Origin of the sequence: Azospirillum sp. A26, from assembly GCF_042604635.1 — a bacterium.
Classification (GTDB): Bacteria; Pseudomonadota; Alphaproteobacteria; order Azospirillales; family Azospirillaceae; genus Azospirillum; species Azospirillum palustre.
Genome location: NZ_CP170472.1, coordinates 756,443 through 768,202, shown reverse-complemented (window position 1 = coordinate 768,202; position 11,760 = coordinate 756,443). Strand labels below are relative to the sequence as shown.

Genomic DNA, 11,760 nt, shown 5'->3' with positions numbered 1-11,760 from the left:
GCGATGACCGAGGTGGTGGCCGATCTGACAGCCGATGTGCTGATCGCCGCGGAGAGCCCGCGCCAGGATGCCGTGATCGCGCTGGTGGCGGCGCTCGACCGCTATCTGCTGGATCTCTATCCGGCAGACACCTGCCACCTGCTCGACATCGGCGAACTGGAGGCACCGAACCTGCGCTTCCTCGTCGCCCGCAAGGACGGCGTTCCGGTCGGCTGCGCCGCACTCCGCGTCGATCCCACGGGCTATGGCGAGATCAAGCGGATGTATGTCGATCCCGCCGCCCGCGGACAGCGCATCGGCGACCGCCTGCTCGCCCGGCTGGAGGAGCAGGCGCGGGCGGAGGGCCTGAACGCCCTGCTGCTCGAATCGGGCATCCATCAGCCCGAAGCGCTGGCGCTCTACCGCAAGGCCGGCTTCACCGACCGCGGCCCCTATGCCTGCTACGAAGACAATGGCGTCAGCGTCTTCATGGAAAAGCTTTTGACGGAGACCGCACGATGACCGGCTTTACCCATTTCGACGCCGAGGGCAAGGCGGTGATGGTCGACGTCTCCGACAAGGCCGACACCGAACGCACCGCCACCGCCGCGGCGACCGTGCTGATGCAGCCGGAAACGCTGGCGCTCATCATGCAGGGCGGGGTGAAGAAGGGCGACGTGCTGTCGGTCGCCCGGCTGGCCGGCATCATGGGGGCCAAGCGCACGCCCGACCTGATCCCGCTCTGCCACCCGCTGATGCTTACCTCTGTCAAGGTCGACCTGTCCTGCGATCCCGCCCGCAACGCGGTGGACGTGACGGCAACCTGCAAGTTGAAGGGCCAGACCGGCGTGGAGATGGAGGCGCTGACCGCCGTCACCGTCGCAGCCTTGACCGTCTACGACATGTGCAAGGCGGTGGACCGCGGCATGACCGTCACCGACGTGCGCCTGCTGCACAAGGCCGGCGGCAAGAGCGGCGAATGGGGTGCGTCCACGTCGTCCTCCACCGGAGGCTGACGCCATGATCTCCGTCGCCGAGGCGCGCGCCCGCATCCTGTCGGCCTTCGCTGCCCTCCCGGCGGAGACGGTCGCCCTGCCCGACGCTCTCGGTCGTGTGCTGGCCGAACCGGTGGTCGCCCGGCTGACCCAGCCGCCCTTCCACGCCGCCGCCATGGATGGCTGGGCCGTGCGTGCCGCCGACATCGCCGCCGCGACCGCCGAGGCCCCCGTCCCGCTGCGGCGCATCGGCGAATCCGCCGCTGGCCATGCCTTCACCGGCAGCGTCGGCCGGGGCGAGGCGGTGCGCATCTTCACCGGCGCGCCCCTGCCCGGCGGCGCCGACGCCGTGGTGATGCAGGAGGATTGCAGCGCCGACGACGCCACAGTGCGGATCGGCCGCGCCGTGGCCGCCGGCCGCTTCGTCCGCGAGGCCGGATTCGACTTCACGGCCGGTCAGAAGCTTCTGCCGAAGGGGCGGCGCCTGACCGCGCGCGACATCGCGCTGGCCGCCGGCGGCAATGTGCCGTGGCTGTCGGTCCACCGCCGGCCGCGCATCGCCGTCCTCGCCACCGGCGACGAGATCGCCCTGCCCGGCGACCCGCTGGGACCGAGCCAGATCGTCAGCACCAATGCGCTCGGCCTCTGCGCCCTGGTGACCGCTCAGGGCGGGCTCGCCCACAATCTGGGCGTCGCCAAGGACACGCCGGAGAGCGTGGCGGCCCTGGCGAAGGGGGCCGCCGGCTGCGACCTGCTGGTCACCACCGGCGGGGCGGCGCATGGCGATTACGATTTCGTCCGCGATGTGCTGGCCGAACGCGGCGTGGCGCTGGAGGTGCAGACGGTGGCGATGCGTCCGGGCAAGGCCTTGATGTTCGGCCGTGCCGGGTCGGTGCCGCTGCTCGGCCTGCCCGGCAACCCGGTGTCCACCGGTGTGACCGCGCTCCTGTTCCTCCGCCCGATCCTGCGCGTGCTGCAAGGCTTGCCGCCGGAGGACAACCGCCTGCCGCTGCGCGCCCGCCTGACCGGCGCGCTGAGAGCCAACGACCGGCGCGAGGAATATCTGCGCGCCACCCTCGCCGCCGGCCCGGACGGTGTCCTGACCGTGACGCCCTTCGCCCGGCAGGACAGCGCCATCACCACCCTGTACGCTCAGGCCGATTGCCTGATCCCCCGCCCGCCCCATGCCGACCCGGAGCCGGCGGGCGCCATGGTGACCGTGCTCCCTTTGACGGATGGGGTGCTCAGCATCTAGACTTGAACACAGAGCTTAGAAACGGCGCCTGGAAACGGTGCTGGGACGAGGACTGGAACAGGTGAACATCACCCGGAAAACTGTTTCACCGCGTTCCAAATGTTCCACACAAGTTCTAAAAGAAGCCGCTGGGGGGCTTGACGCGCGGCAGGAACCAAACTAGAACATGGAGCAACGTTTAGTTTTTGTTCCATCTTCAGTCTGGCCGAAGCCGGGAGGCATCCATGCTCACGCGCAAGCAGCACGAATTGCTGCTGTTCATCCACGAACGGCTTGGCCAGGGCGGTGTCTCGCCGTCGTTCGACGAGATGAAGGACGCCCTGGGCCTGAAGTCCAAGTCGGGCATCCATCGCCTGATCACCGGGCTGGAGGAGCGCGGGTTCATCCGCCGCCTGCCCCACCGGGCCCGTGCGCTGGAGGTTCTGCGCCTTCCCGAGGGTCTCGACGCGTCGCGCAACCGGACCGCGGCTCCCAAGCCGAAGTTCCAGCCCAACGTCATCAAGGGCGATTTCGCCTTCGCCGGCCGCGACACCGCTCCGCCCGCCCCGACCCCGGCCGCGGCCAACGAGACGGTGCAGCTTCCGCTCTATGGCCGGATCGCCGCCGGTACGCCCATCGAGGCCCTGCGCGACAACAGCGCCTTCGTCGACGTTCCCGCCTCGATGCTGACCGGTGGCGACCATTATGCGCTGGAGGTTTCCGGCGACTCGATGATCGAGGCCGGCATCCTCGACCACGACACCATCGTCATCCAGCGCTGCGATGCGGCAGAGAACGGCACCATCGTCGTCGCCCTGGTGGACGAGGGCGAAGTGACACTGAAGCGCCTGCGCCGCAAGGGCAACACCATCGCGCTGGAACCCGCCAACGCCGCCTACGAAACCCGCATCTTCGGCGCCGACCGCGTCCGCGTGCAGGGCAAGCTGGTCGGTCTCGTGCGCAAGTACTGAGCTTTTCGTGCCCGGCCGCCGATCCCCTCCTCCGTCCCCGCGGCGGATGGGATCGGCGAAGTCCAAAGCTCCTCTCACTTTGCTCCGGTCCAGGGCCGGTCTCCCCGCAGCCCACGCACCGTCTCCACCGTCACCCCCTCGGCGGTTACCGTCAGCGCATGCGCGCCTTCATGACGCAGGGTCCAGCGGTCCACCACCAAATCCGCCCGGCAGCGCCGCGCCACCTCCGCCGTCACCACCGCATCGGCCGTCCCGCAATCCTCGTCCAGCGCATCCGGCAGCCGCGGCAAGGCCACCGTCTTTCCCTGCACCCGGTACAGGCAGCCAAGCGCATCGCAGTCCAGCGACCGCCCTCCCCCGCTCCATCCTCCGTCCGCCGGCCAGGGATCGGCCGCCGACCGCTCGCCATCGCGCTCCCGCCAGGTTTCGGTCATCCGCCCGCCGCCTTTGACCGACGCGCTGAGTCGTCCGTCCGGCAGCCTGACAGCCATCACCGTCCCGTCGCCGGCCACCAGCACATCCGGCCGCACCGCCAGCATCGGCGAGGCCATCCCCATCAGGACCGGTAGCATGCCCAGCCAACGCCACCACCGCGTCCACAAGCACAGCCAGATCCCTCCCACCACCAGCAGCGCAAATCCTTCCGCCGGCATCGCCGGCACGGTCAGCGAGGCCCAGGGGAGGCGTCCGAAGAATTCCGCCGTCCAGATTACCGCCCGGTCGCCCCAGTTCATGGCGATCAGCGCCGGCGCCTCCAGTCCGAAGGGCAGCAGCGCGTAGGCGATCAGGCTCCACGGCATGACCCAGAAGGACGTGATGGGAATGGCGATGAGGTTCGACAGCACGCCGTAGAAGGCGATCTGCTGGAAGTGGAAGAGCGAGAAGGGCAAGGTCGCCAGCGTCGCCACCACGCTGGTCAACAGAATCCCGCCGACATAGAACAGCCCGCGCACCAGCCATCCCGCATCGCGCCGCCATTCCGCCAGCCTGACGCTGCCCTTCTCGAAGGCAGCGATCAGCGCCACCACGGCGGCGAAGGACATCTGGAAGCTCGGCCCCAGCATGCCCTCCGGATCCATCGCCATGGTGACCAGCCCGGCAAAGGCGACCAGCCGCATGCTCAACGGATGACGATCCAGCATGATCGCCCCCATCACCATGCCGGTCATCAACACCGACCGCACCGTCGGCAGCGGCGCCCCGACCAGCAGCGTGTAGCCAAGTGCCGACAGGATGCCGAACAGCGCCGCGATCTTCTTGATCGGCCACCGCAGCGCGATATAGGGCACCGCCGCCAGCAATGCCCGCACGACATAGAACAGGATGCCGGCGGCGATGCCGACATGCAGGCCGGAGATCGACAGCAGATGGGCCAGCCCGCTGTTGCGGAAGTCGTCCATCGTCGCTTCCGGGATGCCGAACTCCTCGCCGTTCAGCAGCGCCGTGGTGACGCTCGCCTCCACCGGATCGCCGATGGCAGCCGCCACCCGCTCGGCAATCGCGCCCCGCGCCTTCTCGAAGGCAATGGCGACCGTGCTCCACCCCGTCACCGGCGGCGCCTCGACCAGTTCCGGCGCACCGGTGGCAAAGCCCGTCCCGCCCAGCCCCATGAACCAGGCCCGCCGCTGGAAGTCGAAGGCGCCGGGTTCGGCCGGCGCCTGCGGCGGCAGCAACGTCGCCCGCAGCCGCACCACCGATCCGGGCGCCGGTGCCGGGAAGCGGTCCGACAGCCGGACCCGCAAGGCGGCCGGCGTCCGTTCCGGCGTCAGCTTGCTGACGCTCACGTCCCGCAGGGTGATCCGCGTCGCGCCCGGCCGCCGCTCCACCGCCATCACGCGGCCGGTGACGGTCGCACCGGCGATGCTGCGGCTCAGGACCGGGGCCGCCATGTGGATGGTGTGCGCCTGCGCCACCAGGAACCCCGCCGCCAGCATCAGCAGCGCCATCGCCACACCGGCCATGGCGAACCATCGCCGCAGCGCCAGCACCAGCACCGCGCAGCAGCCGACCGCCGCAGCGCCGACCCACCAGTCAGGCTCCTGCCGCAACCCGAAATAGAACGACACACCCGCCCCGAAGGCGACGGGCAGCCACAGCACCCAGCGCTCGCCCTCCGCCTCCGCGAGCGCCACGAGTCGCCTGCTCATGCGTGACAGCAGGCGCCGCCAGCCTCCGCCAAGTGCCGGCGGACCGTCGGTTTCCTCCTCCGGCCAGCCGGCGGCCGTCACCGGTAACGGATTCCGGGCGCAGCGATGCCACCCGCGAGCTCCTCAACGACCGTCCATGCGCGCATCGCATTGCCTCCAAGCCGGGTGGCTGTGTTAAACCACGGTGTCGAACCACCGGCGCATCATACCAGCGCCGAACCGGAAATTGAGAGACCGATGACCGTCGTCACCCGCTTCGCTCCGTCGCCGACCGGCTTTCTGCACATCGGCGGTGGCCGCACCGCCCTGTTCAACTGGCTGTACGCCCGCAACACCGGCGGCAAGTTCCTGCTGCGGATCGAAGACACCGACCGGCAACGGTCCACCGACGCGGCGGTGGATGCCATCATCGACGGGCTGAAGTGGCTGGGTCTGGATTGGGACGGCGACGCCGTCAGCCAGTTCGAGCGCAAGGACCGCCATGCCGAGGTCGCGCACCAGATGCTGGCCGCCGGCAAGGCCTATCGCTGCTATTGCAGCCCGGAAGAGCTGGAGGAAATGCGCGCCGCCCAGAAGGCCGCCGGCCAGCCGATGCGCTACGACGGCCGCTGGCGTGACCGTCCCGAGTCCGATGCCCCTCCGGGCGTGGCGCCGGTGATCCGCCTGAAGGCGCCGCAGGAAGGCCAGACCGTCCTGAACGATCTCGTCCAGGGCGAGGTGACGGTGCAGAACGCCCAGCTCGACGACCTGATCCTGCTGCGCGCCGACGGCACGCCGACCTATCTGCTGGCGGTGGTGGTGGACGATCACGACATGGGCGTCACCCACGTCATCCGCGGCGACGACCATCTGACCAACACCTTCCGCCAGATCCAGATCTTCAATTCCATGGGCTGGGAGCTGCCGCGCTTCGGCCATATCCCCCTCATCCACGGGCCGGACGGCGCCAAGCTGTCCAAGCGCCACGGCGCGCTGGGCGTCGACGCCTACCGCGACATGGGCTACCTGCCGGAGGCCATCCGCAACTATCTGCTGCGGCTCGGCTGGTCGCATGGCGACGACGAGATCATCTCGACCGAGCAGGCGATCGAGTGGTTCAATCTGGAAAGCATCGGCCGGTCGGCGTCGCGCTTCGACTTCGCCAAGCTGGAGAATCTGAATGCCCATTACATGCGTCTGGCCGACGATTCCCGCCTGCTCGGCCTGATCGCGCCGCGGCTCGAAGCCGATCTCGGCCGCAGCCTGTCCGAGGCGGAACGCGACCTTCTGACGCGGGCGATGAGCGGGCTGAAGCAGCGCGCCCGCACCGTCGTCGATCTGGCCCAGAGCGCGCGCTTCTATGTTGCGCAGCAGCCGCTCAGCTATGATGAAAAAGCAACCGCCCTGCTGGATGAAAAGGGCCGCAACCTGTTGAAGGAACTGGCTACCGCCTTCGTCGCCGAGCCGGAGTTCACCGCCGCCGCGCTCGAATCCCAGGTCCGCGCCTTCGCCGAGGCGCGGGGCGAGAAACTGGGCAAGGTGGCGCAGCCGCTGCGCGCCGCGCTGACCGGTTCGACGGTGTCGCCGCCGATCTTCGAGGTGGCTGAACTGCTGGGTCGGGAAGCGACGCTTTCTCGCATCCGCGATGCAGCGGGTGCAGCATAATGGTCATTTCCGTGCGTTGCCATCGGGCAGCCATGGAACTATGCTGCGCCGACGAAAAAAGGGCACCAAGCCCGACCCTCAACGATAAGGACGTGCCGAGATGACCCAGACTGAGGACGGCAAGGACACCGTTACCCTCATCGACAATAAGACGGGCAAGCAGGTCACGATGCCGATCATGCACGGCAGCGTCGGGCCGAGCGTGATCGACATCCGCAAGCTCTACGCCGAGACCGGCTATTTCACCTACGATCCGGGCTTCACCTCCACGGGCAGCTGCGAATCGGGCATCACCTACATCGACGGCGACGAGGGTGTGCTGCTGCACCGCGGCTACGCCATCGATGAGCTGGCCGAGCATTCGACCTTCCCGGAAGTCTGCTTCCTCCTGCTCAACAACCACCTGCCGACCGCGGCCGAGCGCACGGAGTTCGAGAACATCCTGCGCCGCCACTCGATGGTGCATGAGCAGCTGACCAAGTTCTACAGCGGCTTCCGCCGTGACGCCCACCCGATGGCGATCATGTGCGGCGTCGTCGGCGCCCTGTCGGCCTTCTACCACGACTCGCTGGACATCAACGATCCGACCGCACGCAAGATCGCCGCGCACCGCCTGATCGCCAAGATGCCGACGATCGCGGCGATGGCCTACAAGTACTCGACCGGCCAGCCCTTCATGTATCCGCGCAACGACCTGTCCTACGCGGAGAACTTCCTCTACATGACCTTCGGCACGCCCTGCGAGCCGTTCAAGGTCAACCCGATCCTGTCCAAGGCGATGGACAAGATCTTCATCCTGCACGCCGATCATGAGCAGAACGCCTCGACCTCCACCGTCCGTCTGGCCGGTTCGTCGGGCGCCAACCCGTTCGCCTGCATCGCCGCCGGCATCGCCTCGCTCTGGGGTCCGGCCCATGGCGGTGCGAACGAAGCCGTTCTGAAGATGCTGGAAGAGATCGGGTCGGTGGATCGCATCCCCGAGTTCGTCCGCCGCGCCAAGGACAAGAACGACAACTTCCGCCTGATGGGCTTCGGCCACCGGGTCTACAAGAATTACGACCCCCGCGCCCAGGTCATGCGCCAGACCTGCCACGAGGTTCTCGGCGAACTCGGCATCAAGGACGAGCCGCTGCTGGACATCGCGATGGAGCTGGAGAAGATCGCCCTGTCGGACGAGTACTTCATCGAGAAGAAGCTCTATCCGAACGTCGATTTCTACTCGGGCATCATCCTGAAGGCGATGGGCTTCCCGACCAGCATGTTCACCGTGCTGTTCGCGCTGGCCCGCACCGTCGGTTGGATCAGCCAGTGGAAGGAGATGATCGAGGACCCGGTGCAGAAGATCGGCCGTCCGCGTCAGCTCTACACCGGCGACGTCAAGCGGCCGTTCGTGCCGCTGGCCGAGCGTGGCTAACCGGCCCACAGCCCATATCGGAATGGGCGGCTCCAACGGAGCCGCCCAGGACCCGACTGCGTACATCGTTCCGGCCCGGCGGGTGCGTCTGCGCCCGCCGGCCAACGACAACCGGGCGCCGCTTGGCTGGCGCGTCCGCCGGTTGGTCGTCTATCTGCTGATTCTGGCGCTGATCGCCGGGATCGTCTTCGTCTGAGGTAGTCCCTCAGCCCTCGCTTTCCAGCGCGAAGCCCTCGTCGATCCAGCCGGTCACGCCGCCGATCATCAGTTTGACCGGCCGCCCGATCCGCGCCAGACGCAAAGCCGCGCGATCCGCCCCGTTGCAATGGGGGCCGGCGCAATACACCACGAACAGCGTTCCCTCCGGCCACTCGGCCATCCGCCGCTCCGTGATCTTGCCATGCGACAGGTTCAAGGCGCCCGGCACATGGCCACGCGCATAAGCTGCCGGCCCGCGGACATCGAGCAGGACGAAATCCGGCACACCGGACTTCGATGAGTCGTGAACATCCCAGCAATCGGTCTCCAGGGACAGGCGCCTGGCAAAGTGCGCCTCCGCCTGTTCGGAAGGAGCGGCGGGAATTTCGCTGACGAGACTGGCCATGTTGTCCTCTTCGCAATCGCCCGATGAATGATGAGGACCCAATCATCCCTGTGGCGGCTTCGGCTGGAAAGTGGCGCGATTGCCAGCTATCGTGCAGTTCATGCCAAATGCCCTTTCCCCCCTGGCGGTCGCGCTGGCCTATGACGGTCTCTGCACCTTCGAGTTCGGTGTCGCCGTCGAGGTGTTCGGCCTGCCCCGTCCGGAGTTGGGACCGGATTGGTATCGCTTCGCCGTTGCGGCACTCGATGACGGCCCGTTGCGGGCGATGGGAGGCATCCGCGTCGAGGCGGATGGCGGTCTCGACCTGCTCGACCAAGCCGACATCATCGTCATTCCCGGATGGCGCGGCGCACTGGAACCGGTTCCCACCGCCTTGACTGCTGCCCTTCGACAGGCGAGCGCCAGGGGCGCCCGCATCCTGTCGATCTGCTCCGGGGCCTTCGTTCTCGCCGCATCCGGTCTGCTGAACGGCCGCCGGGCGACAACTCACTGGCGATATGCCGCAACGCTTGCCGACCTCTATCCCGACATCCGGGTGGTGCCCGATGTGCTGTATGTGGATGAAGGCAACATCCTGACCTCCGCCGGCAGCGCGGCCGGCATCGACCTCTGCCTGCATCTGGTTCGTCGTGATTTCGGCCCGGAGGCGGCGAACAGCGTCGCCCGCCGTCTGGTGGTGCAGCCCCACCGCGAAGGCGGTCAGGCGCAGTTCATTGAAACGCCCGTGCCGATAGCCCGCGAGGGTGCCCGCCTCGCCCCCCTGCTCGACCATCTGCGGGAGACGCTGGCCGAGGATCACAGCCTGTCCAGCATGGCGTCACGGGCGGGCATGAGCCTGCGGACCTTCCTGCGCCGCTTTCAGGCGATGACCGGGACCACTCCCGGCGAGTGGCTGCTGACCGAACGTCTCGCCCGGGCCCGCGAGGTGCTGGAATGCAGCAGCCTGCCGGTGGAGGAGGTGGCGACCTTGACCGGATTCGGTTCCGCCGCCACCCTGCGCCACCATTTCCGGCAAAGGCTGGGCGTCAGTCCAGCGAGTTACCGGACGCGCTTCCGCCGGCTTCCTGTCGACGATCCGGCCGCATCGAAAAAGGGCGCGGCCGTCACCGACCGCGCCCTTTCGCGAAAACGGTAATGTCCCGAACGGTTACTTCCGCTCGATCAGCTCAACCTTATAGCCGTCCGGATCCTCGATGAAGGCGATCACCGTGGTGCCGTGCTTCATCGGGCCGGGCGGACGCGGAATCTTCACCCCTTCGGCCGCCAGCTTTTCGCAGGTGCCGTAGATGTCCGGCACGCCCAGCGCGATGTGGCCATAGGCGGTGCCGATCTCGTACGGCTCCTTCTGATCCCAGTTGTGGGTCAGCTCCAGAACGGCGGTGTCGGACTCTTCGCCATAGCCGACGAAGGCGAGGGTGAAACGACCGCCCTCAAAGTCATTTCGGCGCAACAGCTTCATTCCGAGCAGGCGGGTGTAGAAGTCCAGCGACTTCTCCAGATCCAGCACGCGCAGCATCGTATGCAACAGACGGAATTCGCTCATGGTCTCTGTTCTCCCGTTCGGGGTTTGCCCTCTTTGGGCCTGATCGAGCGGTGCTCTGCGATGACGTCCAGAATGGCGCGCGCGGCCCGTTCGCTCGGTGGGATATCTCCCTGCCCCAGCCAGCGGGCAACCTCCGCGACGCCATCGATCTGCACCTGGCGCGCCTCCGGATCGTCGAGCAGGCGCCCCACTTCGGCCGCCAGTTTATCGGGCCGGCAATCCTGTTGCAGCAGTTCCGGAACCAGCATGCGGTCAAGCATCAGGTTGACGAGGTTCACATACTTGACCCGGATCAGCCGCCGATAGAGCGCGACCGTCACCGGATTGAGGCGATAAGCGATGACCGTCGGCAGCCGGGCAAGCGCCAACTCCAACGCCACCGTACCGGAGGCGGCGAGTGCCACCTCCGCTGCGGCGAAGGCGTCGTATTTCTCGGCATCCCCCTCGACCAGAATGGTTCGGACTGGCCAGTCGGCAATGGCGGCAGCCACACGGTCGCGCACCGTCGCCACGGTCGGCACCACCGCCATCAGATCGGGATGGGACGGGCGCAACAGGTCCAGCGTCGCGCGGAAATCCGGCAGCAGACGCGACACTTCGCCCTTGCGGCTGCCTGGGAGCACGGCCACGACACGGTCGGTCGCGGCAATCCTATGACGTTGCCGGAATCCCGGGCCATCCCCCTTGCCCGCCCGCCCCTCGACAACCGAATGGCCGACGAAGGTGCAAGCCAGCCCTTCCTTTTCGAAATAAGGCGGCTCGAACGGAAGCACCGCAAGAAGGTGATCGTAGATGGCCGCGTACTTCGCTGCACGCTTGGGCTTCCATGCCCAGACCGTCGGCGCCACATAGTGGACCAGCGGAATTGTCGGATCGGCCGCACGGACCTTCTTCGCAACGCGCACCGTGAATCCAGGCGAGTCGATGCCAACCACCACGCCGGGACGCATGCGCAGGACCTCGGCAACAGTTTGGTCGATGCGGCGGATCAGGTTCGGCAGATGCGGCAGCAACTCGAAAATTCCGAACAACGTCAGTTCCGCCATCGGGAAGAGGCTGACCAGCCCCTCGGCCGTCATCCGCTCGCCGCCGATGCCGACGAAGCGCACCTTGCCGCCGGTCAGCCGCTTCGCCGCCGCCATCAGCCGGGCGCCAAGCGCGTCGCCGGATGGTTCGCCCGCGATCAGGAACAGCGTCGGTGGGTCGTCAGCCACATCGGCGGCAGCCAT

At 67.5% G+C, this 11,760-nt stretch carries 12 protein-coding genes; 8 read left to right on the top strand and 4 right to left on the bottom strand.

Translation table 11 applies throughout. From position 1 onward, the window contains the following. Positions 1-3: 3 nt before the first annotated feature. From ABNQ39_RS04110 to lexA, 4 genes are all read left to right on the top strand, one after another. Positions 4-501, top strand: a complete 498-nt coding sequence (locus ABNQ39_RS04110; RefSeq protein ID WP_376959141.1) for a GNAT family N-acetyltransferase — start codon at positions 4-6, stop codon at positions 499-501. After that, positions 498-995 (top strand): cyclic pyranopterin monophosphate synthase MoaC, encoded by a 498-nt coding sequence (gene moaC / locus ABNQ39_RS04105; protein ID WP_376959140.1) that lies wholly within the window; start codon positions 498-500, stop codon positions 993-995. Before ABNQ39_RS04110 ends, moaC begins: the two co-directional genes overlap by 4 nt. 4 nt (positions 996-999) lie before the next feature. After that, positions 1,000-2,229, top strand: coding sequence for a molybdopterin molybdotransferase MoeA (locus tag ABNQ39_RS04100; RefSeq protein ID WP_376959139.1), 1,230 nt, complete (start codon positions 1,000-1,002; stop codon positions 2,227-2,229). A 224-nt stretch (positions 2,230-2,453) separates the two neighbouring features. Further along, positions 2,454-3,179 carry a transcriptional repressor LexA gene (gene lexA, locus ABNQ39_RS04095; RefSeq protein WP_200190355.1) on the top strand — a complete coding sequence of 242 codons (726 nt, stop codon included), beginning with the start codon at positions 2,454-2,456 and terminating at the stop codon, positions 3,177-3,179. 74 nt (positions 3,180-3,253) lie between these two features. Here the strand turns inward: lexA and ABNQ39_RS04090 are convergent, their stop codons facing one another. Next, the gene (locus ABNQ39_RS04090; RefSeq protein ID WP_376959138.1) at positions 3,254-5,407 is read right to left on the bottom strand and encodes a ComEC/Rec2 family competence protein; all 2,154 of its coding nucleotides are present in this window, start codon (positions 5,405-5,407) and stop codon (positions 3,254-3,256) included. 156 nt (positions 5,408-5,563) lie between these two features. Here ABNQ39_RS04090 and gltX point away from each other — a divergent pair, with 156 nt between their 5' ends. From gltX to ABNQ39_RS04075, 3 genes are all read left to right on the top strand, one after another. After that, positions 5,564-6,970 carry a glutamate--tRNA ligase gene (gene gltX / locus ABNQ39_RS04085; RefSeq protein WP_376959137.1) on the top strand — a complete coding sequence of 469 codons (1,407 nt, stop codon included), beginning with the start codon at positions 5,564-5,566 and terminating at the stop codon, positions 6,968-6,970. Between the two features lie 100 nt (positions 6,971-7,070). Continuing rightward, positions 7,071-8,384 carry a citrate synthase gene (gltA, locus tag ABNQ39_RS04080; RefSeq protein ID WP_376959136.1) on the top strand — a complete coding sequence of 438 codons (1,314 nt, stop codon included), beginning with the start codon at positions 7,071-7,073 and terminating at the stop codon, positions 8,382-8,384. A 22-nt stretch (positions 8,385-8,406) separates the two neighbouring features. Beyond that, positions 8,407-8,580 carry a hypothetical protein gene (locus tag ABNQ39_RS04075; protein WP_158285584.1) on the top strand — a complete coding sequence of 58 codons (174 nt, stop codon included), beginning with the start codon at positions 8,407-8,409 and terminating at the stop codon, positions 8,578-8,580. Positions 8,581-8,589: 9 nt separating this feature from the next. Here ABNQ39_RS04075 and ABNQ39_RS04070 read toward each other — a convergent pair whose 3' ends face one another. Further along, on the bottom strand, positions 8,590-8,988 hold the full coding sequence (locus ABNQ39_RS04070; RefSeq protein ID WP_376959135.1) for a rhodanese-like domain-containing protein: 399 nt from the start codon (positions 8,986-8,988) through the stop codon (positions 8,590-8,592). A gap of 100 nt (positions 8,989-9,088) precedes the next feature. On the opposite strand from ABNQ39_RS04070, the gene ftrA reads away from it, so the two are divergent. Then, positions 9,089-10,123 carry a transcriptional regulator FtrA gene (ftrA, locus tag ABNQ39_RS04065; protein WP_376959134.1) on the top strand — a complete coding sequence of 345 codons (1,035 nt, stop codon included), beginning with the start codon at positions 9,089-9,091 and terminating at the stop codon, positions 10,121-10,123. Between the two features lie 12 nt (positions 10,124-10,135). Here the strand turns inward: ftrA and gloA are convergent, their stop codons facing one another. Both gloA and lpxB read right to left on the bottom strand, forming a co-directional pair. After that, entirely contained in the window at positions 10,136-10,531 is a 396-nt protein-coding gene (gene gloA / locus ABNQ39_RS04060) for a lactoylglutathione lyase (RefSeq protein WP_098739969.1), read from the bottom strand. Continuing rightward, positions 10,528-11,760, bottom strand: coding sequence for a lipid-A-disaccharide synthase (gene lpxB, locus ABNQ39_RS04055; RefSeq protein WP_376959133.1), 1,233 nt, complete (start codon positions 11,758-11,760; stop codon positions 10,528-10,530). The genes gloA and lpxB overlap by 4 nt, the downstream gene beginning before the upstream one ends.

What these genes read in the sequence shown, in the direction of transcription:
- ABNQ39_RS04110 (WP_376959141.1), top strand. Translation starts at nt 4, where the DNA reads ATGACCGAGGTGGTGGCCGATCTGACAGCCGATGTGCTGATCGCCGCG.
- moaC (WP_376959140.1), top strand. Translation starts at nt 498, where the DNA reads ATGACCGGCTTTACCCATTTCGACGCCGAGGGCAAGGCGGTGATGGTC.
- ABNQ39_RS04100 (WP_376959139.1), top strand. Translation starts at nt 1,000, where the DNA reads ATGATCTCCGTCGCCGAGGCGCGCGCCCGCATCCTGTCGGCCTTCGCT.
- lexA (WP_200190355.1), top strand. Translation starts at nt 2,454, where the DNA reads ATGCTCACGCGCAAGCAGCACGAATTGCTGCTGTTCATCCACGAACGG.
- gltX (WP_376959137.1), top strand. Translation starts at nt 5,564, where the DNA reads ATGACCGTCGTCACCCGCTTCGCTCCGTCGCCGACCGGCTTTCTGCAC.
- gltA (WP_376959136.1), top strand. Translation starts at nt 7,071, where the DNA reads ATGACCCAGACTGAGGACGGCAAGGACACCGTTACCCTCATCGACAAT.
- ABNQ39_RS04075 (WP_158285584.1), top strand. Translation starts at nt 8,407, where the DNA reads ATGGGCGGCTCCAACGGAGCCGCCCAGGACCCGACTGCGTACATCGTT.
- ABNQ39_RS04070 (WP_376959135.1), bottom strand. Translation starts at nt 8,988, where the DNA reads ATGGCCAGTCTCGTCAGCGAAATTCCCGCCGCTCCTTCCGAACAGGCG.
- ftrA (WP_376959134.1), top strand. Translation starts at nt 9,089, where the DNA reads ATGCCAAATGCCCTTTCCCCCCTGGCGGTCGCGCTGGCCTATGACGGT.
- gloA (WP_098739969.1), bottom strand. Translation starts at nt 10,531, where the DNA reads ATGAGCGAATTCCGTCTGTTGCATACGATGCTGCGCGTGCTGGATCTG.
- lpxB (WP_376959133.1), bottom strand. Translation starts at nt 11,760, where the DNA reads ATGGCTGCCGCCGATGTGGCTGACGACCCACCGACGCTGTTCCTGATC.